The organism is Streptomyces sp. NPDC088157 (assembly GCF_044741545.1).
In the GTDB taxonomy this organism is placed as follows: Bacteria; Actinomycetota; Actinomycetes; order Streptomycetales; family Streptomycetaceae; genus Streptomyces.
In genome coordinates this window covers 539,094-566,027 of record NZ_JBIUSU010000001.1, presented here as the reverse complement: position 1 = coordinate 566,027, position 26,934 = coordinate 539,094, and the positions used below count along the sequence as shown (strand labels likewise).

The following is a 26,934-nucleotide window of genomic DNA, read 5'->3' as shown; positions in this document are numbered from 1 at the left end:
CGGTGCGCCTTGGCCTGGCGGGCCCGAGTCAGACGGGCCGGTGCGGCCGAGCAACGACGGGGCCGAGTCAGGCGGGCCCGGTGCGCCTGGGGTCGGCGGGGCCGGGTCAGGGGGCCCGGGTCAGGGCGCCCGGGTCAGAGCGCCAAGGGTCGGGCGGGCCCGGGTCAGGCCGGCGGCCCGGGTCAGGCGGGCCCGGTGCGCCTGGGGTCGGTACGGCCTCTTCGCCTCCTTCCCTCGGCCTCAGTCCCGCGTCACCCGCAGCTCTCCGCCGGTGCCGGCCGTGACCGCCAGTGCCCCGTCCCGGTCCGTCCGCAGCACCACCGCTCCTCCCGCACGCAACGCCGCGACCGTGCTGGGCGCGGGATGTCCGTACGAGTTGTCCGCGCCGCACGAGATGAGCGCCACCCGTGGTGCCATCGCCTTTATGAGATCCGGATCCTGGTAGGCCGAGCCGTGGTGGGCCACCTTGAGCACATCCACCCCACGCACCAACGGTGCCGCCGGCGATCGCAACAGCGCCTGCTGGGCCGGGGGTTCCAGGTCCCCGAGCAACAGCATCCGCAGTCCGGCCACCCGCACGAGCAGCGTCACGCTCGCGTCGTTCGGTCCGTCCGGTTGCGGCGCCGGGCGCGGGGGCGGCCACAGCACCTCCCAGTCGAGAGCACCGACCCGCCGCCGCTCCCCGGCCGCGGCCCGCACCACGGGCACGTCCCGAGCCTCCGCCTCCTTCCGTACGAACTCCACCTGGTCCACGGGCTCCTCGAACCCGGTCGTCTGGATCGCCCCCACCTCCCGGCCCCGCAGCACTCCCGGCAGCCCGGCCACGTGATCGGCGTGGAAGTGGGTGAGCACCACGAGCGGTACCCGGGTGATACCGAGCTCGCTCAGACATCGGTCGACCAGTACCGGATCCGGCCCGGCGTCCACCACCACGCCGGCGCCCCCGCCGACCGCGAGGACGGTCGCGTCGCCCTGGCCCACGTCACACATCGCCAGCCGCCAGCCCGGCGGTGGCCAGCCGGTCAGCACCCGGGTCAGCGGCGGCGGTCGCACCACCACGAGCAGAAGCAGCACCCCGCAGAACGCGCACAGCCACGGGTACCGCGACAACCGGCGCCCGAGCAGCACCACCCCGCCCGTGACCAGGGCGAGCAGGAACGCACCGCCCCAGTTCCCCGGCCAGTCCACTCCCCCGCCCGGCAGCGCCGCCCCGGTCCGCGCCACCTCCGCGATCCACCCGGCCGGCCAACTCGCGCACCACGCCAGTGCCTCGGCCACCGGCATCGCCACGGGCGCCGTCGCCAGCGCCGCGAAGCCCAGTAGCGTCGCCGGTGCGACCGCGAACTCCACCAGCAGATTGCAGGGCACCGCCACCAGACTGACCCGCGCCGACAGGACAGCCACGACCGGCGCGCACAGGGCCTGCGCGGCTCCCGCGGCCGCCAAGGCCTCCGCGAGCCGCGGGGGTACCCGACGCCGTCGCAGCGCGGCACTCCAACGCGGGGCCAGCGTCAACAGAGCCCCGGTGGCCAGGACGGACAGCAGGAACCCGTAACTCCGGGCCAGCCACGGGTCGTACAGCACCAACAGCAGCACCGCCGTGGCCAGCGCCGGGATCAGGGATCTACGGCGGCCGGTCGCCAGGGCGAGGAGCACGATCGCACCGCAGGCCGCGGCGCGCAGCACACTCGGGTCGGGCCGGCACACCACGACGAACCCGAGCGTGAGCGCTCCGCCGAGCAGCGCGGTCGCCCGGAGCGGAACGCCGAGGCGAGGTGCCAGACCGCGGCGCTCGACGTGCTGGGCCAGCCCGGGCGGGCCGAGGAGCAGCGCGAGGATGATCGTGAGGTTGCTGCCGGAGACGGCGAGGGTGTGCGCGAGATCCGTCTCCCTGAACGCCTCGTCCAGCTCGGGTGTGATCCGCGAGGTGTCCCCGACGACCAGCCCCGGCAGCAGCGCCCTCGCGTCCGCCGGAAGTCCGTCGGTGGCCGCCCGCAGCCCCGCCCGCAACCGCCCCGCCAACCGCTGCGCACCCGACGGTTCCCGGACGACCGACGGCACCGCATGATTCCGTACGCGCAGCACGGCTGCGATCCGGTCCCCGCCGGCCGACGGGGGCACCAGCCGCCCGGTCACCCGCACCCGAGTGGACGGCAACAGCCCGAGCCACGAAGCACCCGGCCGCACCTCGGAATCCCGCCCTCCGTCGGACACCGCCCGGCCGCCGGCCTCCGCGGGTACGCCGCCGGGCACCTGGCGACCGGGCATCCGACGGCTCCCGGGTTCCACCCGCTCCCCTCCCTCGCCCCGGCGCGAGCCGGTGTCCACCAGCACCAGCACCGGAGTCCGTGTCGCCACGGCCGTCCGGGCCACCCTCTCGACCCGGCGCACCTCAGCGCTGATCAGGACGGAGTCCGGAGCCATCCGGTCCCCTCCGACCCGAGGCCTGGCGAGTCGTGGGTCGGAGGTGATCTCGACCTCGGCGGTGACGGTCGCGTACTCCCGCGCCAACTCCGGCACCGGCCCCCGGCGCAGATCGGCCCCGTGCAGCCCGGCCGACGCGGCAGCCGCGGCCACGCAGAGCAGAGAGGCGGCGACGGTCACCCGGGGCCAGACGGGCCGCCCGGCGGTGGGCCGACCACTCCGCGCACCGGTGCCGCGCCCCGCTCCCCGCCGCCCCGCGATCAGAAGGGCGCAGCCGGTCACCAAACAGGCGGCCACGATGCCACCCACCCACCCCGGCGACGCGTCCAACGTCAGCGCCGCCGTCGCCCAGGCCGCGAGCGCGGGTGGTACGAGCCGCAGGTCCACCGGCCCTTCCCGGCGCGGGTTGGCGTCACCCAGTCGCTTCCCGGAGGCCGCGTGCACGGCCAGGCGGGCGGAGGAGCCGGGCCCGGCCCGAACGCCGACGGCCTCGGCGTCTTCGCGCGTCATGTCCGCACGAGATTCCGCAGGTCGGCGAAGCGCCGATCGCCGATGCCGTTGACCTCGCGCAGTTCGTCCACCGATCGGAAACCGCCCTGCTGTGTGCGGTAGTCGATGATGTGCTGCGCCAACACGGGTCCCACGCCGGGCAGCGTGTCGAGTTGGTCCACGGTGGCCGTGTTGAGGGAGACGGGCACCGGAGGCCCGGCTCCCGAGCCGGAACCGTTGGAACCCGCGGCCGGCGACCCCGCACCCGTCCCGGCGGCCCCGGTTTGCGGGGCGGGGCCGCCGACGACGACCTGCTCCCCGTCCACCAGGAAACGCGCGCGGTTGAGACCGTCGGTGTCGGTGCCCGGTCGCACCCCACCGGCGGCACCCAGCGCGTCGACCACCCGGGAACCGGCCGGAAGCCGGTGGATCCCCGGCTTCCTCACCTTGCCGCTGACGTCCACCACGATCTCGGCGCCGGCCGTGCTGACGATGCCCGGCGGGCCGGCGGAACTGGCGGGCCAAGCAGTCGACTTCTGCTCCGCCGCGTCGAAGGGCGCGGCGGCTCGCACCACCTCCGGTGCCCGGACCGGCTGGGCCCGGCCGATCCAGAAGTGCTGCACGGCGAAGCCGGCGGCGAGGACGAGAAGCACCGTGAGCGCGAGCACACTCCTGCGTTCCAGTCCGCAGCGCGCCTGCACCCACACCGGCATCCGCTCCCGCAGAACAAGCCCCACCCGCTCCTGCCAGGCCTCGCTGACACGAGGGGCCCGCGCCTTACGAACCCCGTCGCCGTCGATGCCGCCATGGATGCCGTCGAGGTCACCGTCGGCCTCGGCGTCGGCATACGCATCGCCATCGCCATCGCCATCGTTGTAGGCATCGGCATGGACGTGCGGCTCGCTCTCATCGCCGGACGCCCCGGCATCCGGCGCAGCGGGCCTCTTGAAGGCGCCCGGCGGCCCCATCCCCATCTCCCCCGGCTCCCCGGGTCGTTCGGCGAACAGCGCCTTCGCCCGACGGCGGATCTCCTCCGCCGAGGCATGACGGTGTCCGGTACGGCCGCCGACAGTTGGACGGAGACGGCGGGAACGGCCGTCGGAGCCGGGGCCCCGGCCGGGGCCGCTGGTCGCGTTCCTGCTGCGTGAGCGTGATCGAAGTGCCATGCGTCGAGGATCGGACACTTCGCCACATCGCGATGATCTTGCTCAATTTCCGTGGAACACCACACAGTTGTGGATAACTCCGTCACCCCCGCGGGTGAGACGACCACGGGTGAGACGAGCCCTCAGCGCGGCGAGACCACGACCCCCAGCAACCCCGGCCCGGTGTGGGCCCCGATCACCGCACCGACCTCGCTCACATGGAGGTCGGCGAGTCCGGGCACGCGTGCTCGCAGCCGGTCGGCGAGAGCGGACGCCCGGTCGGGAGCGGCGAGATGATGCACGGCGATGTCCACCGGCGCGCTGCCCGCCCGGTCGGCCCCGAGTTCCTCCAGGCGGGCGATCGCCTTCGACGCCGTCCGCACCTTCTCCAGCAGGTCGATGCGCCCCCCGTTCAGCTGGAGGAGCGGCTTCACCGCGAGCGCGGAGCCCAACAGGGCCTGGGCGGCGCCGATCCGGCCGCCGCGGCGCAGGTAGTCCAGGGTGTCGACGTAGAAATAGGCGGAGGTGCCGGCAGCCCGCTTCTCCGCCGCGGTGACCGCCTCGTCGACCGTGCCGCCCGTCTCGGCGACCTCGGCGGCCGCGAGCGCGCAGAAGCCGAGCGCCATCGCGACCATGCCGGTGTCCACCACCCGCACCGGCACCGGGGACTCACGCGCCGCGACGACCGCCGCGTCGTACGTGCCGGACAGTTCGGCGGAGAGGTGGAGGGAGACGATGCCGGTGGCGCCGGACTCGGCGATCCTGCGATACGTCTCGGCGAAGAGTTGGGGGCTGGGGCGCGAGGTTGTGACGGAACGTCGCTTCTGCAATGCCTGGGCGAGAGAACGGGTCGAGATCTCGGTGCCCTCTTCGAGGGCCTGGTCGCCGAGGACGACGGTCAGGGGCACCGCGGTGATGCCATGGCGCTCCATCGTCCGCTGCGGCAGGTAGGCCGTGGAATCCGTGACGATCGCGACATGGCGGGACATGACCTGGAGGTTACCTGGCGTAGCCCCCGGACGGCAGCCCGGGCCCTCGCAGCCGGCCTGCCCTTGACCGAATCAAATACCCCGTCAGGCGGCACGGAACCCGGGCCGTCTTCGGGTGCCGAACCGGGGCCCCCGAGCGCGGGAACCGCGCACCGGCCTCAGGTGGTGCTCTCGGGGCGCGGCTTCTTCTGCCACGGGTAGGTGGGGCGCGGTCCCGGTGGGGTGATGGCGGGTGGGGCCGGCTCCTGCGCGGTGCGGTCGCCGGGGGTCTCCGGCCAGGTCTGTCCCGCCGCCGAGCCGGCGGCGGCAGGCGCCTCGGGCCATGGGGGCGGCGGCGTCCGGGCGGAGGAGTCCGACGTCGTCCAGTGCCGCAGGGCACCGGCCTCGACGTCGATCTGGGCACTCAGGGAGTCGAGGTCGTCGTCCGCGAAGCGGCGGGCTCGGTCGCGGGCCGCCCAGCGCAGTGCGTCCGCCGATCCCGTGACGCGCTCGATGCGCTCTCGCAGTGAGGGCAGTCGCGCGGCGAGCGTCGCCCGGTCTGGTTCGGACTCCAGGCGCTTGAGTTCGCTGTCCAGTTCCTGTCCGTGCCCGCTGAGCCGCTGGAACAGGGCGAGGGACTCCTTGAGGGACTCGTCCTCGGTGACGCCCGCGTGCAGCGCGTCCTGGGTGGCCCGCATCGACGTGCGCAGCTTGAGCCGCAACTGGGCGATCTCACCGGCCGGTCCGAACTGGGCGAAGGACTTGGCCCGCAGGGTGTGGTCCTCGACGGTGCGGCGGGCCTGGTCGATGGTGCGGTCGACGCCCCGCTTGGCGGCGCCGATCACTTTGACGGTGGCGTAGGCGCCGAGCACCAGGAAGAGCACGAAGAGCAGGGCGACGACTGTGATCACTGCTTCCACCAGCTCCTCCTCGGGCCTGCCACGACACGTCCGGCGCCGCACATCGCACGCCGCACTTCAAACGGTAAACGAGACGGGCAGGTCCGGAGTTCCACTAGAACCCCGAACCTGCCCGCACGAAACCCTTAGGGGGAGGAGGTGCCTCAGGCCGGAACGATGTTCACCAGCTTCGGCGCCCGCACGATGACCTTGCGGATGCCGGCCCCGCCCAGCGCCTTCACGACGCCCTCGTCGGCCAGCGCCACCTTCTCCAGCTCCTCGTCGGAGATGGCCGGGGACACCTCCAGGCGCGCCTTGACCTTGCCCTTGATCTGCACGACGCAGGTCACGCTCTCGTCCACGACGTACGCCGGGTCGGCGACCGGCAGGTCCTGGTGGACGACCGAGTCGGTGTGACCCAGCCGGCGCCACAGCTCCTCGGCGATGTGCGGGGCCAGGGGGGCGACCAGCAGCACCAGGGGCTCGGCGACGGAGCGCGGCACCGCTCCGGCCCGTCGCCCGCCATCACCCTCAACCGAGGGGCCTGCGGCCCCGCCGCTCCCATACGTCTTGGTCAGGTGGTTGTTCAGCTCGGTGATCTTGGCGATGGCGGTGTTGAAGCGCAGGCCCTCCAGGTCCTGGCGCACCCCGTCGATCGCCTTGTGCAGGGCCCGCAGGGTGTCCTCGTCGGGCTCGGCGTCGACGACGCTCACCTCGCCGGTGGTCTCGTCGACGACGTTGCGCCACAGCCGCTGCAGCAGGCGGTACTGCCCGACCACCGCACGGGTGTCCCACGGGCGCGAGACGTCCAGCGGGCCCATCGCCATCTCGTACAGGCGCAGGGTGTCGGCGCCGTACTCGGCGCAGATCTCGTCCGGAGTGACCGCGTTCTTCAGGGACTTGCCCATCTTGCCCAACAGGCGGCTGACCTTCTCGCCCTCGTAGAAGTAGGCGCCGTCGCGCTCCTCCACCTCGGCGGCCGGTACCGCGATGCCGCGGCTGTCGCGATAGACGAAGGCCTGGATCATGCCTTGGTTGAACAGCTTGTGGAACGGCTCCACGGAGGAGACGTGCCCCAGGTCGAACAGGACCTTGGACCAGAAGCGCGCGTACAGCAGGTGCAGTACGGCGTGCTCGGCACCGCCCACGTACAGGTCGACACCGCCATGCGGCTGACCCTCGCGGGGGCCCATCCAGTACTGCTCGATCTCGGGGTCGACCAGCTTCTCGCTGTTGTGCGGGTCCAGGTAGCGCAGCTCGTACCAGCAGGATCCGGCCCAGTTGGGCATGGTGTTGGTCTCGCGGCGGTACCTGCGCGGGCCGGTGCCGTCGCCCAGGTCCAGGGTGATGTTCACCCAGTCCTCGTTGCGCGACAGCGGCGTCTCCGGCGACGTGTTCGCGTCGTCCGGGTCGAAGGTGCGCGGCGAGTAGTCCTCGACCTCCGGCAGTTCCAGGGGCAGCATCGACTCGGGCAGCGCGTGGGCGACGCCGTCCTCGTCGTAGACGATCGGGAAGGGCTCGCCCCAGTAGCGCTGGCGGCTGAACAGCCAGTCGCGCAGACGGAAGTTGACGGTGCCCTCGCCGATGCCCTTGCGCTCCAGCCACTCCGTGATGCGGGCCTTGGCCTCGACGACGCCCAGGCCGTCCAGGGAGATCTCCTCGTTGGACGAGTCGATGATCTTCGCGTCGTAGGACCCGAAGGCGTTCTCCCAGGTCGACGTGTCGGTGCCGCGGTCGTCGGTCGGCTCGACGATGCAGCGGATGGGCAGCTCGAAGGCGCGCGCGAACTCGAAGTCGCGCTGGTCGCCCGCCGGGACAGCCATGATCGCGCCGGTGCCGTAGCCCATCAGGACGTAGTCGGCGATGAAGACGGGGACCTGCTCGCCGTTGACCGGGTTGGTCGCGTACACGCCGGTGAAGACGCCGGTCTTGTCCTTGGCCTCGGCCTGGCGCTCGACGTCGGACTTCGACGCGGCCTGCGCGCGGTACGCGGCGACGGCCTCCGCCGGGGTCGCGTGACCGCCGGTCCAGACGTCGTGCGTGCTTTCGGGCCAGGTGTCCGGGGTGAACTTGTCGACCAGCGGGTGCTCGGGCGCCAGCACCATGTAGGTCGCGCCGAACAGGGTGTCCGGGCGCGTGGTGAAGACCGTGATCCGCTCGCCGTCCACGGGGAAGTCGACCCGGGCGCCCTCGGAGCGGCCGATCCAGTTGCGCTGCTGCAGCTTGATGGCCTCGGGCCAGTCCAGGGCGTCCAGGTCGTCCAGCAGGCGGTCCGCGTAGGCGGTGATGCGCATGTTCCACTGGCGCAGCTTGGCCTTGAAGACGGGGAAGTTGCCACGCTCGGAGCGGCCGTCGGCGGTGACCTCCTCGTTGGCCAGCACGGTTCCCAGGCCCGGGCACCAGTTGACCGGGGCGTCGGAGGCGTAGGCCAGGCGGAACTCGCTCAGGACGTCGGCGCGCTCGGTGGCGGCCAGCTCGCCCCACGCGCGCGTGTGCCCCGGTACGGCGCGCTCACCGGACTCGAACTGGGCGATCAGTTCGGCGATCGGGCGGGCCTTGTCCGCGGCGGCGTCGTACCAGGAGTTGAAGATCTTCAGGAAGATCCACTGGGTCCACCTGTAGTACTCCGGGTCGATCGTGGCGAACGACCGGCGCTTGTCGTGACCCAGGCCCAGTCGGCGCAGCTGGACCTTCATGTTGTCGATGTTGGCCTCGGTGGACACGCGCGGGTGCGTGCCGGTCTGTACCGCGTACTGCTCGGCGGGCAGGCCGAAGGCGTCGAAGCCCAGGGTGTGCAGGACGTTGTGGCCGGTCATGCGCTGGAAGCGGGCGAAGACGTCGGTCGCGATGTAACCCAGCGGGTGGCCGACGTGCAGTCCCGCACCGGAGGGGTACGGGAACATGTCCATGATGAACTTCTTGGGCCGGGCCACCAGCTCGGGGTCACCGGCCAGGTCGCCCTTCGGGTTCGGTGCGGCGTACGTACCCTCGGCGTCCCAGAAGTCCTGCCAGCGTGCCTCGATCTCGGCGGCCATGGCAGCCGTGTAGCGGTGCGGCGCGGCCTCCGCCGGTGCAGCGGCGGCAGCGGGGTTCGTCTCGCTCATGGTCCTCAAAGCTCCATCGATCGTCTCTGCCAGCGGGTTGTCGTCCAGGAAACGAAAAAACCCCTCGCACAGGAGGGGACGCCGCGCCGATTCCGAACCGTCCGTTCACCGGCGGTCGGGACTGATCAGCGCGGCTCGCTAAGCAGAAGGCGTACAGCACGCATGGCGTTAGGGTACCGCAGGCCTTGAGCACGCCGCGACGCGCTTACGTATGCATGGTCGCGACAACGTTGCTGCGATGCTGAAGGGCGGCCCGGAACTGAACCAAGGTCAAGTGTTACTTCGCGTAACAGTAGCTAAGGGACATCACACCAGCCACATTGTCGTTTGATAACAGCGCAATAACTCAAACCTCGTACCCATCGGTATGGAGCCACTTAGAGTTCGGCAGCGGGACCGCTTTCCCGAAACTGCTCGGAGTTGCCCCCATGAACCCTCGTTCTAGTAACAGCTCGCTCCCCAAGCCCGGCCGGTCGGTCTATGGGATGGCGACGGCTGTCGTCCTGGTCCTCATACCTGTGGTCGTGCTGGTCGGCGGCGACCAGTTCCAGGCATTCCTCAACTTCGGTGCGGGTGTCCTGTCGCTGGTATGCCTCACCTGCTCGGTCATCTGGGGCCTCGTCGCCCAGGACCGGCTCATCCTCAACACACGCCAGCGCATCCTCGCGCAGGGCGTGCACCGTGTGACCGCCGTCGGCTCCATCGCGTTCCTCGTGGTGCACATCACGGTCAAGCTGGCGCTGGAACACACCGTCCTGATCGCCGCGCTGATCCCGTTCAGCCTGGGTATCAAGGGCAGCGCAGGACTCATCGGCCTCGGCTCCCTGGCCGCCCTGCTCATGATCTTCGTCGGCATCACCGGCGCGCTGCGCAACCAGTTCGCCGCGCCGGCCGAGGTCGCCGCCCGCTGGCGCGCGATGCACATGCTGGCGTACCCGGCCCTGTGCGCGGCCCTGATCCACGGCCTGTTCGCAGGGCGCGCGGCGAAGCCGTTCTTCGTGGTCTCGTACGAGCTGTGCCTGGCCGGGGTCATGGCCGCCCTCGCGCTGCGCGCCGCTCCGCGCCCCTTCAAGCGCAAGGTCGCCGACCGGATCACCACCCTCCTGGGCACGCAGGACCGCTTCGCCATGGACGGCCTCGAAGCGTCACGCGCGCGCGTGGCGGAGACCGGATCGTCGGCACTGCCCGGCTACGAGGGCCGCTCGGGCCGTTCACCGCTGACGGACACGATGGGCTCCACCCGCATGTCGCCCCAGTCGTCACCGCAGTACGACACGCCCGCACCCACCCCGGAGCCCGCGAACGGCTTCGCGGCCGCCTATCGCGCCGTCAACACACCGCAGCGAGGACAGCAGCAGCCCTACGCGGCCGACCAGACGGCGCGGATGAACCTGCCGTTCGACGTACAGGCCACCGAGGCCATCCCACGGGTCGACAACGGCGGCAGCACATCGGGCAGCTGGCCGATCCCGTCCCCGCCTCCGGTCGGCGAGGCGCCCCCGTCGGCCTACGACCCGCTGCAGGACACGGGATTCAACATCCCTGTCTACGACAACTCAGGCACTCCCGGGTACGGCGGACGTGATGTGTACAACACCGGTGAGACGAACCCCGCTTACGGCACGTACAACCAGAACGACACGTACAACAGCGGTCCCGCCAGTGAACCATCGCCCGGCGCGTCCTTCGACGCACCGGGTTCGGGCGAACCTTGGAACACGCCTTCCGGAGGCTATAGGTGAACGAGGCCCTGCCCGACGTCCCAGAAGTCCGCGTGGTCGGCCTTCCACAGCTCACCTCGGGCTTCGACCTTGTCGAGAGACTCGACCTGCCCATGCACCTGAAGGTGCACGGGCCGCTCGAACCCCTGGGCGGAGAGGCGCTAGCGAAGCTCTCCGAGAACATCAACCTGAAGGGCCGCGGCGGCGCGGGCTTCCCCTTCCACAAGAAGCTGCGCTCGGTCGCCGAGGCGGCGATCAAGCGCGGAGTACGACCGGTCGTCGTCGTCAACGGCAGTGAGGACGAACCGGCCTGCCGCAAGGACACGGTGCTCATCAACCGTGCCCCGCACCTCATCCTGGACGGCGCGCTGCTGGTCGCGGAGGCGCTGGGTGCCCGCACGCTCGTGGTGGGGGTCACCCGCGAATCGACCCAGCGCTCCATGGAGGCCGCGCTCGCCGAGCGCGGCCTCAGCAACGGCCGTAGATCCGCGCTGAAGGCTTCCGTCCAACGCAACCCGATCCGCATGGTGACCGGCGCCGCCGCGTCCTTGATCCGCTCCATCGACGGCGGCCCGCCGATCCCGCCCGGCCGCAAGGTCAGCGCCTCGCAGAACGGCGTCGGCGGCGCGCCGACCCTGCTGTCCAACGCCGAGACGTTCGCCCAGCTGGCCATCGCCGCCCGCATCGGCCCGGAGCGCTACGGCAACACCGGCCTGTACGACGAGCCGGGCACCGTCATGCTGACGGTCTCCGGCGCGGTCGCCCGCCCGATGGTGATCGAGGTCCCCACGGGCGTGCCGCTGCGCTACGTCCTGCAGCTCGCCGGCGCTCCACCGGTGCCCCAGGGCGTGCTGACCGGCGGCTACCACGGCAAGTGGATCGACGCGGCGACGGTCAACGAGGCGATCGTCTCCCGCAACTCGCTCGACGCGGTGGGCGGGGCGCTCGGCGCCGGCGCGATCCTGCCGATCAGCCAGGACACGTGCCCCCTGGGCGAGTCCCTGCGCGTGGCCCAGTGGCTGGCCGACGAGAGCGCGGGACAGTGCGGTCCCTGCTACCTCGGTCTGCCGGCCGCCGCGCGCGGCATGGAGGACATCATCAACGGCGGCGGCCCGGCCGCCCTGGAAGCGCTCAAGCAGGTCGCCAAGAACGTCAAGCGGCGCGGTGCGTGCTCGCACCCGGACGGCTCCGCGATGTTCCTGGAGTCGACCATCAAGGCGTTCACCGACGACCTGGCCGCGCATGTCCTCGGCAACGGGTGCGGACGCCCCGTGGAGGGCGTTCTGCCGCTCTTCGAGGCCGGCATGGCCCCGGCGGCCATCACGAGCGGCAACCCGCCTGAGGACAGCGGCTCGAGCCGTCAGAAGATCTTCGTCGACTGGACGCTGTGCCGCGGGCACGGCCTGTGCGCCGACATCCTCCCGGAGGTCTTCCAGCTCGGCGCCGACGGCTTTCCGACGGTGGCACAGGCGAAGGTGCCGCAGAACGCGGAGGCGAAGGCGCTGCGCGCGGTACGCCGCTGCCCGGCACTGGCCCTGCGCATCGAGGAGGACACCCGCGCGCAGGCACCCGCCCGCAACCTCCCGGTCCTCTCCCAGGGCCGCGGACGCCGCGCTCTCGGCCGCTGAGCGGTACGCCGACAGCAGGACGAGAAGGGGCCGCCCGAGAACAGGCGGCCCCGACACGGCGATGCTGACGCGATGTCCGAAGAAGGAATGTCGAACGCAAAAAGATCCCGCCGGATCGCATTCGATCCGGCGGGATCTGTTGTGGAGCTAAGGAGAATTGAACTCCTGACCTCCTGCATGCCATGCAGGCGCTCTACCAACTGAGCTATAGCCCCTTGTGGTCGGCGGCCAAGCCGCGTATCGACCGTGTCGCCCGGTTTCCCCGGCGGCGACGCCAACATTACCGGCCCGGAGGGTGGACCACCAAATCGTTTCCGCCCTGTCCGGTTTCAACCGATATGAGAGTTCAATCGGGATGACGTCGAGCTGGTGCGGACCGGGATGGGGATCGGGATCGGAATGGGGATCAAGCCGTGACGAACGAATAGAACCGCTTGAGTGTGCAGTGCTCCTCGAGGAGCCGCCCGTAGATCGGCTCGCCCTCCAGCTCACGGTACGTCTCGATCGGGTCGCCCTTTATGATCAGCGCCCGCGCGCATTCCTCGCACCAGTATTGGTAGTCGGGGTTGACCGGCTCCATGTCGCGGACGATCGGGGTGCCGCTGCCGCACCAGTCGCACTTCCGCCTGTGTGCACCCATCGATCAGCTCCAGCTGTGGCCGCAGGCCGTGCACACGTAGGAAACTCCGCCGTTGTCACCAAGAACCTGGGCCACATGACCGGAACCACAGGAGGGGCAGCTGAGCCGGGTGGCCTTGTCCGGTGTCACCGCCGCATCGGAGAGGTGACCGACCTCTCCGAGGATGCTCGCAGGCATCGCTACTCCCTCCCGTCGGGCCGCGCTCCCTTCCGGCCGTTTGATTCTGCCACGGCCGGGCCAATACGGTCAGCGACGCCTCAGTACCAGTCCGGACACGGCACCCAGGGCTGCTGTCGTAGCGAGCGCGAACATGCATGTGAGAAGCGCTTCCGAAGAGGTATACGCCTCCCGGGCCCCAAGTGACTCAAGCCGGTTGAAGAACAGTGTGCCGAAGACCGCGACCCCGATCAGCTGCCCGAGCTGGGTGACCGTGGCGAGCAGCCCGCTGGCGTCCGCGGCGTCCTCGGGCCGCACCGTCGCCAACGCTCCGGTGAGCGTCGGGCTGAAGGCAAGGGCGAGCCCGACTCCCACGCCGGCGTACGCCGCGAACAGCCACGCGCCCCCGTGGTCACCGCCCCTGAAGGCCAGCCCCACCCCCAGCACGGACAGCGCGGTGAGCGTGAACCCGGCGGGAGCCAGGCGCCGTTGCCAGGAGGCGGGCCACCTGCGCCAGGTCAGCCCGACCGCCCCGAAGACCACCGCGGTCGGCGCGAAGGTGAGGCCGGCGTGCAGAGCGCTGTATCCGAGTCCGCCCTGAACATGCAGGGTCAGCACGAACAGGAAGCCCCCGTTGACCGCCATGACGGCCATGACCCGCAGGACGGCGAGACCCATCCCGGGGTGACGCAGCACACGGGGCGCGATCAGTGGGACGCCGCCGCGCCGGGCGAGCCGGGCCTCGTAACCACGGAACAGCACGAACGCCAGACCGCCGACGGTCAGCGACGCCCAGGACCACAGCGGCCAGTCCTTCTCCTGCCCGAGCACGAGCGGCACAGTGATCAGCGAGACGGCAGCGCCCAGAAGCACGAGACCAGGCCAGTCCATCCCGCGCGCCCTTTCCCGCGCCCCTGCACCGGTCACTTCCCGACGCACTCCCCCGCCACGCGGCAGGACGCGCGCGCCGACTGCCAGCAGCACCAGACCCACCGGCACGTTCACGAGGAACACCGGACGCCAGCCGGTGCCCAGCAGGTCGGCGGCGACCAGGACACCGCCCACCACCTGTCCGGCCGCCGCGCCGACGGCGAGGACCGCGGCGTAGGCGCCCAGCGCCCGGACCCGGGCCTCACCGGTGAACGTGCGCTGGATCAGGCTGAGCACCTGCGGGATCATCACCGCCGACCCGGCGCCCTGCACCAGCCGGAACACGATCAGTTCCGTGCTGCCCCGAGCCAGCCCGCAGGCCAGCGAGGCCGCCGTGAAGAGGGCGAGCCCGACCAGGTGGACCCGGCCGTGCCCGAACCGGTCGCCGAGACGCGCACCGGTGATCAGCAGCACGGAGTACGTGATGGCGTAACCGGCGACGACCAGTTGGAGCTCCGCGCCGGAGGCGTGCAGGCCGGAACCGATCGTGGGGGCCGCGACGTTCACGATGAAGACGTCGAGCAGTGCCATGAACTGGGCCGCGAGCAGGACCGCAAGCAGCCGCCGGGACCGATTGTCAGTGCCAGGGTCTTTACTGGCAGCAGGACTTGAACCGGGTGGAACGGGCGCGGGGACCGGGCTCGTCCGGGGTGTCGTCGTCATGTGGTCGAGCGTGACGGGGATCCGGTACGGGTGCCGAGAGCCCGCCGATGCTGGTACTGACGGCACCTGGCAGGAGACGGACGGGGGAAGGACGATGGGGGGCGTGACGATGGGGGGCGTGACGATGGGGCGACCAGGCACGGAGACAAGGGCAGAGACGGCAGCAGGCCCAGGGGGCAAAACAGGGGCGGGAGCCAGGACAGGGGCTGGGGCACCGGCACGGGCACGGGTCGGCACGGGGACAGCCCGGAAGCCGCGGTCGGGGGCGGCGCATCGGCGCCGGCCCGAGCTGGCCGCCTTCCTGCGGAGCAGGCGGGCCCGGGTCACACCGGGTGACGTCGGTATGCCGCCCGGGCTGCGGCGCCGCACACCGGGACTGCGGCGCGAGGAGGTCGCCCAGCTCTCGGGCGTGGGCGTGACCTGGTACACCTGGCTGGAACAGGGACGGCCGATCAACGCCTCCGCGCAGGTCCTGGACGCCGTGGCGCGCACGCTGAGACTCGACCCGCCGGAGCGGGAGCATCTGTACCACCTGGCGGAGGTGCCCTACGCGCCCGTGCCGGAAGCGCTGGTGCAGAGCGTGGGCCCGGAGATCCAGGGCATCATCGACGCCCTGGCGCCCCGACCGGCGGTGGTCTACAACTCGCGCTACGACATCCTCGCCATGAACACCGTCTATCACGACCTGTTCGTCACGCCCGTGGAGGCGTGTGCCCCGGGGCCGAACAACGCGCTGTGGCGGCTGTTCACGGTCCGGGAGCAGGACAGCCCGCTGTTGTTCCGGGACAAGGAGCTGCCGGTGATGGTGGCGACCCTGCGGGCGTCGTACGGGCTGCACGCCGGTGAGCCCGGCTGGGAGGACTTCATACGCCGGCTGTCGCGGGCGAGCCCGCTGTTCGAACGGCTGTGGGAGTCCGGTGACGTGGCGGAGCCCGGCCGCCGGGTGAAGGTCTTCCGGCACGAGGCGGTGGGCGAATTGCGGATGACGTCGATGTCGCTGTCGATCAACGGGATGCCGGAGTGCCGGATCGTCGTCTACACGCCGAACGACGAGGAGACGGCGCGGCGCACGGCCGCACTGCGGAACGGGGCGACAAAAAATCCCGCCCTCTGAAGGGCGGGATCTTCGTGAACCCAGCTCAACCGATCTTTGACAACTCAACAGAGTGTCGACCGGCTGACGAGGTGATCTGTGGAGCTAAGGAGAATTGAACTCCTGACCTCCTGCATGCCATGCAGGCGCTCTACCAACTGAGCTATAGCCCCTTGCGTTCTTCCCGCTCGGCGGGCGAACAAGAAGAACTTTAGCCTGCGACCTGCCGGAAAGTGAAATCCGGGTCCGGCGGCCGCACGGGCTCAGTCGTCGTCGCCGAGCACCGGTTCGGGCAGGGTGCCGGCGTTGTGCTCGAGCAGGCGCCAGCCTCGAGCGCCCTCACCGAGGACCGACCAGCAGCAGTTGGAGAGACCACCGAGGCTTTCCCAGTTGTGGGCGTCCAGGCCGAGGAGACGGCCGATGGTGGTACGGATGGTGCCGCCGTGACTGACCACGACGAGCGTTCCGTCCTCGGGCAGCTTCTCCGCGTGCCGCAGCACCACGGGGGCGGCACGGTCGGCGACCTCGGTCTCCAGCTCACCGCCGCCTCGGCGGACCGGTTCACCGCGCTTCCAGGCGGCGTACTCCTCGCCGTGGCGGGCGATGATCTCCTCATGGGTCAGCCCCTGCCAGAGGCCCGCGTACGTCTCCCGCAGGGCCTCGTCGTGGGTGACCTCGAGGCCGGTGAGGGCGACGAGCTCGGCCGCCGTGTTCGCGGCCCGCGACAGGTCCGAGGAGACGATCGCGTCGGGCTCGAGGGAGGCGAGCAGCCGGGCGGCTCGGCGGGCCTGGGCCACGCCGGTCTCGGTCAGCTGCACGTCCGTCGTGCCCTGGAAGCGACGCTCCACGTTCCACGCGGTCTGGCCGTGCCGCCACAGAATGACGCGGCGGCCACGGCCGGGCCTGCGGTCGGCGGCGGGCTCGGCGGAAGCACTCACCGCAGTTCCTCGAATCCGGCGGCGTCGTCCTCCTCGGCCTGCAGCTTGGCGTGCTCCTGGGCCTTGCCGCGGGTCGCCTTGGCGTCGGCGGGCAGCTCCAGCTCGGGGCAGTCCTTCCACAGGCGCTCCAGAGCGTAGAAGACACGCTCCTCGCTGTGCTGGACGTGGACGACGATGTCGACGTAGTCGAGCAGGATCCAGCGGGCGTCGCGGTCGCCTTCGCGGCGTACGGGCTTGGTCCCGAGCTCCTTCTGGAGGCGCTCCTCGATCTCGTCGACGATCGACTTGACCTGGCGGTCGTTGGGCGCGGAGGCCAGCAGGAAGGCGTCCGTGATCGACAGCACGTCGCTGACGTCGTAGGCGATGATGTCGTGCGCGAGCTTGTCGGCAGCCGCCTGGGCGGCGGTCTGGATGAGCTCGATGGAGCGGTCGGTGGCGGTCACTACGTGGCTTTCCGTCGGCGGACACTTGTCCTCAAGGGTCTCACGGACCGCCGACGCCACCCCACGTATGAAGAGATCACCCTCGCGGGGGCCGCTCGGGTCCGGCCCCCGCGCGTGCCCTCAGCCGGCCGACCCGGGCGAGGAGGGCTTGTAGTCCTCGCCCAGGACGACCGCGACGTCGGCGTTCGCGGAGACCGTGCCCTTCTTCACCGCGTCGTCGTCCAGCCCCAGGGTCTTGGCGACCTCGACGGCGTTCTCCTTGTCGGCGGCGTCCGCGTAGAGCACCTGGGAGGTGGCCTTCGCGTTCGACGGGGTGGCGGCCTCCAGGAAGGTGAAGCCACCGTTGAGGAGCACCACGCGCGCGTCCTCGGTGTTGGCCTTGGTGCCGCTGGCGTTCTGGACGGAGACGCTGACGGCCGCGTCCTTCTCGGGGCTCTTCGCGGCGCCGCCGAGGACGTCCTTGACGACGCTCGCGCTGGCCTCCGCGTTGAGGGTGCCGTCGGTCTGGACGGGCAGCAGGGCGGTCTTGTAGTCGCCGCCCTTGGCCAGGTCGGCGAGCTTGGCCAGGAAGCTGCCGAGGTCCTTGTCGGTCAGCGAGGGGTCGAGGATCTGCGCCAGGGTCTGGACGGTGACGGTGGCGCCCTGCGCGTCGGACGACACCTTGCGCAGCACACCCTGCATGACCTGGCCGAAGCGCTCCAGCTGGGCGTTCTGGGCCTCGCCCGCGGCACGGTAGGTGGCGTAGGCGACGGCCATCTTGCCGCTGAGCGTCTGGTTCGCCCCCTTGCCGACCAGCGGTGCCGCGCCCTTCTTCGCGCCCGGGTCGGGCACGGCGGCGTCGGTGTCGACCTCGATGTTGCCGACGAGGTCGACGAGGTTCTGCAGGTAGGGCGTGTCGAGCCGCCAGGTGCCCTCGATGTCGGTGCCGAGGACGGTGTCCAGCGCGTCACGCGTGCCGGCCGAGCCGTCGTCGTCGACGGACTTCGCGAGGGTCGTCGTGGTGCCGTCGTCGTCCGTGACGACGAGGGAGTTGGGCAGCAGGACCGTGGCAGCCTGCTTGGTGGTGGTGTTGTCGACGAGCAGCGCCGTGGAGGTGCCGCCGCCGGCGGTGTTGTGCAGGTGGACGACGACCACGTCACGCTTCTGCGCGGCGGTGGCGGTCGTGGTGCCGGTACCGGAGTGCGAGGAGGACGACAGGCCGGGCAGCTTCCCGGCGTACCAGAGGTAGCCCACGCCACCGACCGCGACCAGCGCGAGGACCACGACGAGGGCGACCACACGGCTGCGGGCGCGGCGTTTGGCCTCCTCACGGCGCTCGGTGCGGTTCTCGGTGAAGTTCAGCCAGTCGATGACGTCCTCGGAGTCGCCGTCGGGCTCCTCCACGAACGCGAACTGCTCGGTCTCGTAGTCCGGTTGGGGCCGTGCGGAAGTCTCGGACGCGCCGCGCCCGTCCGTCGCCGCGTCGGTCTGCCCGTCGACGTCGGCCTCCGCCTCGGTCTCGACCGGACCGCCTTGCTGCGGGATGTAGGCGGTCTGCTCGGCGACGCGGGGCTGTTCGGTCCGGGGCTGCTGTCCGCTGGTGGCGGTCTGTCCGTAGGGGTCGTACGGGGCCTGCGTCGCGGTGCCGTAGGGGTCGTAGCCGACGGGGGCCTGCCGGCCCGTGTCGTACGGGTCGTAGCCGGGCGTGGGCGGCTGCTGACCGGTGTCGTACGGGTCGTAAGCGGGCGTGGGCGGCTGCTGACCGGTGTCGTACGGGTCGTAGGCGGGCGTCTGCTGTCCGCCCGTGGCGTAGGAGTCGTAGCCGTACCCCTGTTGCCCCTGGGGCTGCTGCGTCGGCCGGCCCTGCTGCCCGTACGGGTCGTAGGGCTGCTGCGGCACCTGCTGAGGCGGGACCTGTCGGTAGACGGGCTGCCCGAACTCGTCGTAGCCGACGAGTTCGTACTGGTCGGCCCCGTACCCCGCGTCGTATCGGTCGTTCACCGGTACCCCTCTCGGCTCACTGGCCGCGGTACAGCTCGCGCTTGTCGATGTAGCGCACGACTCCGTCCGGCACCAGATACCAGACGGGGTCGCCCTTGGCGACTCTCGCACGGCAGTCTGTGGAGGAGATGGCGAGCGCGGGCACCTCGACGAGCGAGACACCGCCTTCGGGCAGACCGGGGTCCGTGAGGTTGTGCCCCGGCCGGGTGACGCCGATGAAGTGCGAGAGGGAGAACAGTTCCTCGCTGTCCCGCCAGGTCAGGATCTGGCCCAGGGCGTCGGCGCCGGTGATGAAGAACAGGTCGCTCTCGGGGTTGAGGGCTCGCAGGTCGCGCAGCGTGTCCACGGTGTAGGTGGGACCGCCGCGGTCGATGTCGATACGGCTCACCGAGAACTGCGGGTTCTCGGCGGTCGCGATGACCGTCATCAGGTAGCGGTCCTCGGCCGGGGAGACGCTGCGGTGGGTCTTCTGCCACGGCTGGCCGGTCGGGACGAACACGACCTCGTCCAGGCGGAACTGCGCGGCGACCTCACTGGCCGCCACGAGGTGTCCGTGGTGGATCGGATCGAATGTCCCGCCCATGACGCCGAGGCGTCGCCTGCCCGGGTTCGACGGGCCGGTAGGCATGTCCTGCTCTCCCATGCGTGCAGACCCTACCGGCCCGGTCCCGGGGCCCCGGCCGGCGGATGCCCGGAGCGCCCCGCTATGCCGGACTGCCCGTCGGTGAACACGTCGTGGCTCAGCGGTCGCGGTTGAAGCGGGTGGTGATCCACAGCAGGAGCAGCAGGATGAGGAACGCGCTGCCGCCGGTGACCAACGGGCTGAGACTCTCGTGGTTGCCACCGTGCTCCTCGCCCTCGGCGGCGAGGGTGACCAGCTGGGCAGCTGCGCTGTGAAGGCTCATCTTCGGCAGGACCTATCCGATGAAGGTCCCCCCGCTCGAGCGAAGTCGAGAGTGGGGGAGGGCGGGATAAAGACGTCGGCCCATCGTAAGCGGGCGTCCGGGCGGCGATCACGCCGACTCCGCCATTGGGAACCTTCCCGGCGCCTCAGTCGTCCTTCCGTTTGTAGCCCCGCAGCAGGAACCACGCGGTGAGCACACAGCCCAGAATCATCACGACCAGTACGACGCGGAGCAGATTCCCCGCCCCCTGCTGCTGAGCGGCGCCGACGGCTTCGGTGAGCCAGGCGGCTGCGGGGTGGTGCTCCATGGTGCGGGACTCCTTCGGTGTAGTGCCCGTCCACGGTAACTCCGCCTAGGCTGGGCTCTGCTTCGGGGGGCGCAAAGGGCCGCACAAGGGTCCGTAAAGGGTCAGGCAGAGGCCACACAGCAGGTAGCGGCCACACAGACGCACATGGGGGAAGACATGTCCGACGACGGCCACCAGCACAACGGCACCGGCCGGGAGAACTCGCCGAGCAGGCAGCGCAGGCGCTTCCCCGGCATCTCCTCGCGTGCGTACGAGCACCCGGCCGACCGCTCCGCCCTGGTGGCGCTGCGCAAGCTGAGCGGCTTCGACACCGTGTTCAAGGCGCTCAGCGGGCTGTTGCCCGAGCGCAGCCTCAGGTTGCTGTTCCTGTCCGACTCGGTCCGGGTCTCCGACCAGCAGTTCACGCACCTCAACGACATGCTGCGGGACGCCTGTTACATCCTGGACCTGGAGAAGGTCCCGCCGATGTACGTCACCCAGGACCCGCAGCCCAACGCGATGTGCATCGGTCTGGACGAGCCGATCATCGTCGTCACCACCGGACTCGTCGAACTGCTCGACGAGGAGGAGATGCGCGCGGTCGTCGGCCACGAGGTGGGTCACGCCCTGTCCGGGCACGCCGTGTACCGCACGATCCTGCTCTTCCTGACGAACCTGGCGATCCGGGTCGCCTGGATCCCGCTGGGCAACCTCGCGATCATGGCGATCGTCACGGCGCTGCGCGAGTGGTTCCGCAAGTCGGAGCTGTCCGCCGACCGCGCGGGCCTCCTGGTCGGCCAGGATCTGAAGGCCTCGATGCGCGGCCTGATGAAGATCGCCGGTGGCAACCACCTGCACGAGATGAACGTGGACGCGTTCCTGAAGCAGGCCGAGGAGTACGAGGCGGGCGGCGACCTGCGCGACTCCGTGCTGAAGATCCTCAACGTGATGCCGCGCACGCACCCCTTCACCACCGTGCGCGCCGCCGAGCTGAAGAAGTGGGCCGAGTCCCGCGACCACCAGCGGATCATGGACGGCCACTACCCGCGGCGCGCCGAGGACAAGGACACCTCGGTGACGGACTCCTTCCGGGAGTCCGCCGCCCACTACGCGACCAGCGTCAAGGGTTCCAAGGACCCGCTGATGAAGCTGGTCAGCGACCTCGCGGGCGGGGCCGGCGACCTGGGCGGACGGGTGCGGCGCGGCTTCGGCGGGTTCACGGGTTCGGCTCCGGCGGAGGACCAGCCGCCGAGAAACGGCTCGGACGCCTCCGACGGACCGACGGACACACCTCCGCCCGCCAAGGACTGAGCCGAAGCCACGCCCCGCACACCCTCGGCTTCATACCCTCGGCTGTGCGCTCGTCGCGAGCGATCCGCACAGGGCCGCCACACCGCCCGTCGCGTAGGGGTCCGTGCCGGCCGGGCCGCCCGCTTTCGCGGTCCGGCCGGCGAGCAGGGGGCGCAGATGGTTCGTGGAGTCCTCGGCGCAGGACAGCGGGCCGGCCTGGACATAGGACACGATCAGCCGGACCTGATGGGTGCGCAGGTCGGTGCGGTCGAAGCGGAAGTGCAGCTCACGGCGGACGGTGAAGAGGGAGGCCTGGGTGTCCGCGCCCGCGCCGGTCGGCCGCAGCGCGTACACGAAGGTGTGGTCGGCGGTCACCTCGAGGGTCGAGGAGTCGGTCTCGGCGGCCTGGAGTGTGCCCTGGACGCGGATCTTGTCGTCGGCCAGCTGAGCCTGGGCGGGGTCGAAGCGGACCAGCCAGCCCGTCGGCGCGTGCCTGCCGTCGGCGGCCGGGTGGCTGAAGCTCTCGTCGAACTGGTCGAGCTGGTCGGCCGCGATCAGGGTCCGCACGGGCCGCACCTGCTGCCGGGTGAGCACCTCCGGGTAGAGGGAGGAGTGCACGATGTACTCCCTGGCCGTGGTCAGGGCGGTGACGACCTGGCTGTCGGAGAAGTGCGCGGTACGCCGGGAGGCGGGCAGCGGGATGCCCTGGGCGCCGATGCGGAACTGCGCGGCGGGACTGTGCGCGAACAGCGACTCGGGGTCGGCCGCCCCGGGCACGACGCCCTGGGGGGAGAGTGGGATGACGGTCATCCGCAGGGGCTCGACGGACCGACGCATCTCGGAACTCTCGTAGGGGTTGCGTACGCCCATGTAGACGGCGGTGCCGAAGGCCACGGCGATGAGCAGCACCAGGATCAGCGCCTGCCGCGACAGGCCCCGGCGCAGCGGTGGCCTGCGGCGGACGGCGGGCGCGTGGTCGGCCATGCGCTCCTGTGCGGAGTACTCCTGGATGCGGGCAGCGCGGACGAACGATTCGTCGAAGACGACGGATCGGTACTCGTCCTCTCCACCTCCGGGAGTGCCCTCGGGTGTCTGCTCCGGTGGGTCTCCGGGCCCGGCCATACTTTGAGAGTAGGTCGCGCGGACCCCGGGTAAACGCCCCGCCGTACGGCAACTTCTGACATGCGTTCAGGGCGTGCGCGGTATCGCGGAGACAGGTGGCCGGGAGTGGTCGGCGGACGCCGACGGAGGCGGCACGCTGCCCTGTTCCAGACCGGTCGTGGCGGGCGGCGGCACCTGGTCGCGGCTGCCCGAGGACGAGCCCCGGTAGACCGCGGCGAAGGCCAGCGCGACCATGCCGACGCCCATCACGAGGGCGAGCATCCAGGCCACGGGGCGATGCCAGCGGACCTGCCTGCCGTACGCCCCGGGGTTGCCGTAGCGGCGTTCCCAGGCTTCGGGCAGGTCGGCGTCGTCCAGATCGTCCAGGTCCGGATCATGGCCGAAATCACCGGGTCCGTCGGGACCGTAGGCGTCGTCGTAGCGGTCGCCTCTGGCGCGGGCCCGGCGGGCCTCGCTCTCGGAGGCCTCGGCTCTCGCCTCCGCGGCGGCCAGGAGGCGTTCGACGGCGGTCGGCTCGTGCACCACGGCCGCCCTGACGAAGGCCTCGTCGAAGACCACGGAGGCGAACTCTTCGTCCGACACCCCGCGGTCGTGGTCGTCGTCGGGCTCCCAGCCGTCAGGGAACGGCATACCCCCCACGTCCTCCGGCACAGCTCCAGAGTAGACCTGGGGGGTCGATTTGGGCAGGCGGTAGCCGGATTCGTCCGCCGGATGAGACGGCTCTCACGGCTTCCGCAGGGCGCCTCAGCGCCGTACGTGCCCGTCGCCCGTGACGATGTACTTGGTGCTGGTCAGCTCCGGCAGGCCCATCGGGCCCCGGGCGTGCAGCTTCTGGGTGGAGATACCGATCTCCGCGCCGAAGCCGAACTGGCCGCCGTCGGTGAAGCGGGTGGAGGCGTTCACAGCCACCGTGGTGGAGTCGACCAACTGGGTGAAGCGGCGGGCGGCCTGCTGCGAGGTGGTGACGATGGCCTCGGTGTGGCCGGAGGTCCACAGCCGGATGTGCTCGACGGCCCGGTCCAGCGAGTCGACGACGGCGGCGGCGATGTCGTAGGAGAGGTACTCCGTCTCCCAGTCCTCGGGCGTGGCCTCGACCACGGTCGCCTTGGAGTCCTCGGCGTACGCCAGCACGCGTTCGTCGGCGTGCACGGTCACGCCCGCCTCCGCGAGGGCGTCGAGGGCGCGCGGCAGGAACCGGGGGGCGATGTCCTGGTGGACCAGGAGGGTCTCGGCGGCGTTGCAGACGCTGACCCGGTGCGCCTTGGAGTTGATCAGGATGTCGATCGCCATGTCGAGGTCGGCGTGGGCGTCGACGTAGACGTGGCAGTTGCCGGTGCCGGTCTCGATGACCGGCACCGTGGACTCCGTGACGACGGTCCGGATGAGCGAGGCGCCGCCGCGCGGGATGAGGACGTCGACCAGGCCGCGGGCGCGCATCAGCTCGCGCACGCTGTCGCGGCCCTCGCCGGGTACCAGCTGAACGGCGTCGGCGGGCAGCCCGGCCCCGCCGACGGCGTCGCGGACCACCCTGACGAGGGCGGCGTTGGACTCGTAGGCGGAGGACGAGCCGCGCAGCAGGACCGCGTTGCCGGCCTTCAGGCAGAGGGCGGCGGCGTCCACGGTGACGTTCGGGCGGGCCTCGTAGATGATGCCGACGACGCCGAGCGGGACGCGGACCTGACGCAGGTCGATCCCGTTGGGGAGGGTGGAGCCGCGGACGACCTCGCCGACCGGGTCGGGCAGCGCGACGACGTCCCGGACGTCCGAGGCGATGGCCCGCACCCGCTCCGGGGTGAGGGTCAGCCGGTCGACGATCGACTCGCTGGTACCCGCCTCGCGGGCCTTGGCGATGTCCTTCGCGTTGGCCTCGACGATTTCGCTCGTACGGACCTCCAGCGCGTCCGCGATGGCGAGCAGCGCGTCGTCCTTGGCGGCCCGCGGCAGCGGCGCGAGGTCGGCGGCGGCCGCCTTGGCCCGGTAGGCGGCGCGGGTGACCGGGGACATGGAGTCGTACGGCGAGAGCGTGGTCATAAGGGAAGGGTAGTGCGCCGTGCGGGCCGGTCCACCGTTCGTTCCACACCCCGAGATGTGCCGGGTGCCGGTGCCCCGGGACACCCGTCGGACCGTCCGCCCGACCGGCCGTCGGACCATCGGCCGAGGCGCCTGCCGAACCGGCTGTCGGACCGCCCGCCGAAGCGCCTTACGGGGCGTCCTGGGGCCTGCCGGTGGCGGGGTCAGTACGGGTGGACGCCGACCGGGGTCGCCGGGGCCGGTCCGTAGCCCTCCGCGATGCGCTGGTGATAGGTCTGGCGGTCGATGACCTCCAGGCCGACGATCTCCCAGGGCGGCAGTCCGGCGGTCTGGCGGTGCTCACCCCACAGGCGCAGGGCGACGGCGGCCGCGTCATGCAGGTCGCGGGCCTCCTCCCAGTACCGGATCTCCGCGTGATCGCCCGCGTATCTGCTGGTCAGGAGGAAGGGATGGTCGTGGGCGAGCTGTTCGAGGGCCCGCCGGACCTCCTTCAGCGGGGCCTCCTCACCGGAGACGCTGAGGGTGACGTGCCACAGCCGAGGGACGTCCACGGGCTGCCCGCCCTTCGGCTCGGCGCCCTCCTGGGCCCGGTACCGGTCGCCGGCCGCCACGCTGGTCAGGGCCCGCTCCTCGCCCGGCGCACGCGAGGGCGCCTGACCCGTGGCGCGTGACGGCGCCGGACTGGCCGTCCGCGGTGGCGCCGAAGCGGTTTCGCCGGTACTCCCACGGGCCGCTGCCACCCCAGGGCGCACTCGTCTCACGACGGCCTCCTTTACGCAGCGCTCGTGCGGAATCTGTCCCTGGAACAAAGTTGAGCAGGCCGCACGGCTCCGCGGGGCGGTTTCACGGAACGTCCCCCACCGGTACGGACCGTTCGAGCGGGTTTACGGGTGCAGGATCACCAGGTCGTCCCGGTGGACGACCTCGCGCTCGTACTCCGCGCCCAGCTCCTTGGCCAGTTCCCTGGTCGACCGCCCGATCAGCTGGGGGATCTCCTTGGCGTCGAAGTTGACGAGACCGCGGGCCACCGCACGCCCCCGGGTGTCGCGCAGTTCGACGGGATCGCCCGCGCTGAACTCGCCCTCGACGGCGGCGATCCCGGCCGGCAGCAGTGAGGTGCGCCGCTCGACGACCGCGCGCACCGCCCCGTCGTCCAGCGTCAGCGAGCCCTGCGGGGTCGAGGCGTGCTGGAGCCACAGCAGCCGGTCGGCGGAGCGCTTGCCGGTGGGACGGAAGTAGGTGCCGGTGTCCCCGCCGGTGAAGGCTTCGGCCGCGTGGACGGCGCTGGTGAGGACCACGGGGATGCCGGCGGCGGCCGCGATCCGGGCGGCCTCGACCTTGGTGACCATGCCGCCGGTGCCGACGCCGGCCTTGCCGGTGCTGCCGATCTCGACGTGCGCGAGGTCCCCGGGGCCCCGCACCTCGGCGATCCGTGAGGTGCCCGGCCTGCCGGGGTCGCCGTCGTACACGCCGTCGACGTCGGACAGCAGGATCAGCAGGTCCGCGTGGACGAGGTGGGCGACGAGGGCGGCGAGCCGGTCGTTGTCGCCGAACCGGATCTCGTCGGTGGCCACCGTGTCGTTCTCGTTGACGATCGGGAAGGCGCCCATCGCGAGCAGCTCGTCGAGGGTGCGGGAGGCGTTGCGGTGGTGGGCGCGCCGGCTCATGTCGTCGCTGGTCAGCAGCACCTGGCCGACGCGGACGCCGTAGCGGGCGAAGGAGGCGGTGTAGCGGGCCACGAGCAGGCCCTGGCCGACGCTCGCCGCGGCCTGCTGGCGGGCGAGGTCCCGGGGCCGGCGGCGCAGGCCCAGCGGGGCGAGACCGGCGGCGATGGCTCCGGACGAGACGAGAACGATCTCCTTCTCGCCACCGCTGCGGCTCTTGGCGAGGACGTCGACGAGTGCGTCGACCCGGTCGGCGTCCAGCCCGCCGGAGGCGGTGGTCAGCGACGAGGAGCCGACCTTGACGACGATCCTGCGGGCCTCGCTCACGGCCTGCCTTGCCCCTGCCACCTTGTTCTTCGCCCCTTGCGTAGGTCGACGGCTGCCCGCCTGGCAATCTACGCGAACGGGGGCGGAG

Annotated in this window: 23 protein-coding genes and 2 tRNA genes; 4 read left to right on the top strand and 21 right to left on the bottom strand. The window is 71.2% G+C overall.

Features of this window, described 5'->3' with window-relative positions:
• Positions 1–240: 240 nt before the first annotated feature.
• The 5 genes from ACIPFH_RS02370 to leuS all read right to left on the bottom strand — a co-directional run bounded on the left by ACIPFH_RS02370 (position 241) and on the right by leuS (position 9,029).
• The gene (locus tag ACIPFH_RS02370) at positions 241–2,934 is read right to left on the bottom strand and encodes a ComEC/Rec2 family competence protein (protein WP_401822230.1); all 2,694 of its coding nucleotides are present in this window, start codon (positions 2,932–2,934) and stop codon (positions 241–243) included.
• Entirely contained in the window at positions 2,931–4,079 is a 1,149-nt protein-coding gene (locus tag ACIPFH_RS02365; protein WP_401822228.1) for a helix-hairpin-helix domain-containing protein, read from the bottom strand. The genes ACIPFH_RS02370 and ACIPFH_RS02365 overlap by 4 nt, the downstream gene beginning before the upstream one ends.
• 122 nt (positions 4,080–4,201) lie before the next feature.
• Positions 4,202–5,047: a DegV family protein gene (locus ACIPFH_RS02360; RefSeq protein ID WP_356253971.1), complete on the bottom strand. Its 846-nt coding sequence runs from the start codon at positions 5,045–5,047 to the stop codon at positions 4,202–4,204.
• 158 nt (positions 5,048–5,205) lie between these two features.
• Entirely contained in the window at positions 5,206–5,946 is a 741-nt protein-coding gene (locus tag ACIPFH_RS02355; RefSeq protein WP_401822227.1) for a hypothetical protein, read from the bottom strand.
• A 143-nt stretch (positions 5,947–6,089) separates the two neighbouring features.
• Positions 6,090–9,029 carry a leucine--tRNA ligase gene (leuS, locus tag ACIPFH_RS02350; RefSeq protein ID WP_401822224.1) on the bottom strand — a complete coding sequence of 980 codons (2,940 nt, stop codon included), beginning with the start codon at positions 9,027–9,029 and terminating at the stop codon, positions 6,090–6,092.
• A gap of 485 nt (positions 9,030–9,514) precedes the next feature.
• Here leuS and ACIPFH_RS02345 point away from each other — a divergent pair, with 485 nt between their 5' ends.
• Together ACIPFH_RS02345 and ACIPFH_RS02340 are read left to right on the top strand one after the other, a co-directional pair.
• Positions 9,515–10,771, top strand: a complete 1,257-nt coding sequence (locus ACIPFH_RS02345) for a cytochrome b/b6 domain-containing protein (RefSeq protein ID WP_401822223.1) — start codon at positions 9,515–9,517, stop codon at positions 10,769–10,771.
• Positions 10,768–12,378 (top strand): NADH-ubiquinone oxidoreductase-F iron-sulfur binding region domain-containing protein, encoded by a 1,611-nt coding sequence (locus tag ACIPFH_RS02340; protein ID WP_356253983.1) that lies wholly within the window; start codon positions 10,768–10,770, stop codon positions 12,376–12,378. The genes ACIPFH_RS02345 and ACIPFH_RS02340 overlap by 4 nt, the downstream gene beginning before the upstream one ends.
• A 142-nt stretch (positions 12,379–12,520) precedes the next feature.
• Here the strand turns inward: ACIPFH_RS02340 and ACIPFH_RS02335 are convergent.
• The 4 genes from ACIPFH_RS02335 to ACIPFH_RS02320 form a co-directional block, all read right to left on the bottom strand.
• Positions 12,521–12,593 (bottom strand) — tRNA-Ala (locus ACIPFH_RS02335).
• A gap of 191 nt (positions 12,594–12,784) precedes the next feature.
• On the bottom strand, positions 12,785–13,018 hold the full coding sequence (locus ACIPFH_RS02330; RefSeq protein WP_003976229.1) for a hypothetical protein: 234 nt from the start codon (positions 13,016–13,018) through the stop codon (positions 12,785–12,787).
• Between the two features lie 3 nt (positions 13,019–13,021).
• The gene (locus tag ACIPFH_RS02325; RefSeq protein WP_356253986.1) at positions 13,022–13,195 is read right to left on the bottom strand and encodes a hypothetical protein; all 174 of its coding nucleotides are present in this window, start codon (positions 13,193–13,195) and stop codon (positions 13,022–13,024) included.
• A 69-nt stretch (positions 13,196–13,264) separates the two neighbouring features.
• Positions 13,265–14,767, bottom strand: coding sequence for an MFS transporter (locus tag ACIPFH_RS02320; protein WP_401822222.1), 1,503 nt, complete (start codon positions 14,765–14,767; stop codon positions 13,265–13,267).
• 343 nt (positions 14,768–15,110) lie between these two features.
• Between ACIPFH_RS02320 and ACIPFH_RS02315 the strand changes: the two genes are divergently transcribed.
• On the top strand, positions 15,111–15,881 hold the full coding sequence (locus ACIPFH_RS02315) for a helix-turn-helix transcriptional regulator (RefSeq protein WP_401822219.1): 771 nt from the start codon (positions 15,111–15,113) through the stop codon (positions 15,879–15,881).
• Positions 15,882–15,960: 79 nt separating this feature from the next.
• On the opposite strand, the gene ACIPFH_RS02310 is transcribed toward ACIPFH_RS02315, so the two are convergent.
• From ACIPFH_RS02310 to ACIPFH_RS02280, 7 genes are all read right to left on the bottom strand, one after another.
• Positions 15,961–16,033 (bottom strand) — tRNA-Ala (locus ACIPFH_RS02310).
• A gap of 90 nt (positions 16,034–16,123) precedes the next feature.
• Positions 16,124–16,798: a histidine phosphatase family protein gene (locus tag ACIPFH_RS02305; RefSeq protein ID WP_356253991.1), complete on the bottom strand. Its 675-nt coding sequence runs from the start codon at positions 16,796–16,798 to the stop codon at positions 16,124–16,126.
• Positions 16,795–17,241 (bottom strand): ribosome silencing factor, encoded by a 447-nt coding sequence (gene rsfS, locus ACIPFH_RS02300; protein WP_356253994.1) that lies wholly within the window; start codon positions 17,239–17,241, stop codon positions 16,795–16,797. The genes ACIPFH_RS02305 and rsfS overlap by 4 nt, the downstream gene beginning before the upstream one ends.
• Positions 17,242–17,361: 120 nt before the next feature.
• Positions 17,362–19,221, bottom strand: coding sequence for a LytR C-terminal domain-containing protein (locus ACIPFH_RS02295; RefSeq protein WP_401822217.1), 1,860 nt, complete (start codon positions 19,219–19,221; stop codon positions 17,362–17,364).
• 16 nt (positions 19,222–19,237) lie between these two features.
• Positions 19,238–19,864 (bottom strand): nicotinate-nucleotide adenylyltransferase, encoded by a 627-nt coding sequence (gene nadD / locus ACIPFH_RS02290; protein ID WP_356254000.1) that lies wholly within the window; start codon positions 19,862–19,864, stop codon positions 19,238–19,240.
• 97 nt (positions 19,865–19,961) lie between these two features.
• Positions 19,962–20,126: a hypothetical protein gene (locus tag ACIPFH_RS02285; RefSeq protein WP_107450361.1), complete on the bottom strand. Its 165-nt coding sequence runs from the start codon at positions 20,124–20,126 to the stop codon at positions 19,962–19,964.
• Between the two features lie 145 nt (positions 20,127–20,271).
• Positions 20,272–20,433: a hypothetical protein gene (locus ACIPFH_RS02280; RefSeq protein ID WP_401822215.1), complete on the bottom strand. Its 162-nt coding sequence runs from the start codon at positions 20,431–20,433 to the stop codon at positions 20,272–20,274.
• Positions 20,434–20,589: 156 nt separating this feature from the next.
• Between ACIPFH_RS02280 and ACIPFH_RS02275 the strand changes: the two genes are divergently transcribed.
• Positions 20,590–21,723 carry a M48 family metallopeptidase gene (locus ACIPFH_RS02275; protein ID WP_401823709.1) on the top strand — a complete coding sequence of 378 codons (1,134 nt, stop codon included), beginning with the start codon at positions 20,590–20,592 and terminating at the stop codon, positions 21,721–21,723.
• 30 nt (positions 21,724–21,753) lie between these two features.
• Here the strand turns inward: ACIPFH_RS02275 and ACIPFH_RS02270 are convergent, their stop codons facing one another.
• The 5 genes from ACIPFH_RS02270 to proB all read right to left on the bottom strand — a co-directional run bounded on the left by ACIPFH_RS02270 (position 21,754) and on the right by proB (position 26,846).
• Positions 21,754–22,824 carry a hypothetical protein gene (locus tag ACIPFH_RS02270; RefSeq protein ID WP_356254004.1) on the bottom strand — a complete coding sequence of 357 codons (1,071 nt, stop codon included), beginning with the start codon at positions 22,822–22,824 and terminating at the stop codon, positions 21,754–21,756.
• 66 nt (positions 22,825–22,890) lie between these two features.
• Entirely contained in the window at positions 22,891–23,475 is a 585-nt protein-coding gene (locus ACIPFH_RS02265; protein WP_401822212.1) for a hypothetical protein, read from the bottom strand.
• Between the two features lie 93 nt (positions 23,476–23,568).
• Positions 23,569–24,855: a glutamate-5-semialdehyde dehydrogenase gene (locus ACIPFH_RS02260; RefSeq protein WP_401822211.1), complete on the bottom strand. Its 1,287-nt coding sequence runs from the start codon at positions 24,853–24,855 to the stop codon at positions 23,569–23,571.
• Between the two features lie 203 nt (positions 24,856–25,058).
• A complete protein-coding gene (locus ACIPFH_RS02255; protein ID WP_401822209.1) occupies positions 25,059–25,616 on the bottom strand; it encodes a hypothetical protein in 558 nt (185 codons plus the stop codon).
• A 123-nt stretch (positions 25,617–25,739) separates the two neighbouring features.
• Positions 25,740–26,846 (bottom strand): glutamate 5-kinase, encoded by a 1,107-nt coding sequence (gene proB, locus ACIPFH_RS02250; protein ID WP_359119136.1) that lies wholly within the window; start codon positions 26,844–26,846, stop codon positions 25,740–25,742.
• Positions 26,847–26,934 lie beyond the last annotated feature (88 nt).

Bases quoted from the DNA above. Each gene is read 5' to 3' on its own strand.
- ACIPFH_RS02370 (WP_401822230.1), bottom strand. From the start codon at position 2,934: ATGACGCGCGAAGACGCCGAGGCCGTCGGCGTTCGGGCCGGGCCCGGC.
- ACIPFH_RS02365 (WP_401822228.1), bottom strand. From the start codon at position 4,079: ATGGCACTTCGATCACGCTCACGCAGCAGGAACGCGACCAGCGGCCCC.
- ACIPFH_RS02360 (WP_356253971.1), bottom strand. From the start codon at position 5,047: ATGTCCCGCCATGTCGCGATCGTCACGGATTCCACGGCCTACCTGCCG.
- leuS (WP_401822224.1), bottom strand. From the start codon at position 9,029: ATGAGCGAGACGAACCCCGCTGCCGCCGCTGCACCGGCGGAGGCCGCG.
- ACIPFH_RS02345 (WP_401822223.1), top strand. From the start codon at position 9,515: ATGGCGACGGCTGTCGTCCTGGTCCTCATACCTGTGGTCGTGCTGGTC.
- ACIPFH_RS02330 (WP_003976229.1), bottom strand. From the start codon at position 13,018: ATGGGTGCACACAGGCGGAAGTGCGACTGGTGCGGCAGCGGCACCCCG.
- ACIPFH_RS02325 (WP_356253986.1), bottom strand. From the start codon at position 13,195: ATGCCTGCGAGCATCCTCGGAGAGGTCGGTCACCTCTCCGATGCGGCG.
- ACIPFH_RS02320 (WP_401822222.1), bottom strand. From the start codon at position 14,767: ATGACGACGACACCCCGGACGAGCCCGGTCCCCGCGCCCGTTCCACCC.
- ACIPFH_RS02315 (WP_401822219.1), top strand. From the start codon at position 15,111: ATGCCGCCCGGGCTGCGGCGCCGCACACCGGGACTGCGGCGCGAGGAG.
- nadD (WP_356254000.1), bottom strand. From the start codon at position 19,864: ATGGGAGAGCAGGACATGCCTACCGGCCCGTCGAACCCGGGCAGGCGA.
- ACIPFH_RS02285 (WP_107450361.1), bottom strand. From the start codon at position 20,126: ATGAGCCTTCACAGCGCAGCTGCCCAGCTGGTCACCCTCGCCGCCGAG.
- ACIPFH_RS02280 (WP_401822215.1), bottom strand. From the start codon at position 20,433: ATGGAGCACCACCCCGCAGCCGCCTGGCTCACCGAAGCCGTCGGCGCC.
- ACIPFH_RS02275 (WP_401823709.1), top strand. From the start codon at position 20,590: ATGTCCGACGACGGCCACCAGCACAACGGCACCGGCCGGGAGAACTCG.
- ACIPFH_RS02270 (WP_356254004.1), bottom strand. From the start codon at position 22,824: ATGGCCGGGCCCGGAGACCCACCGGAGCAGACACCCGAGGGCACTCCC.
- ACIPFH_RS02260 (WP_401822211.1), bottom strand. From the start codon at position 24,855: ATGACCACGCTCTCGCCGTACGACTCCATGTCCCCGGTCACCCGCGCC.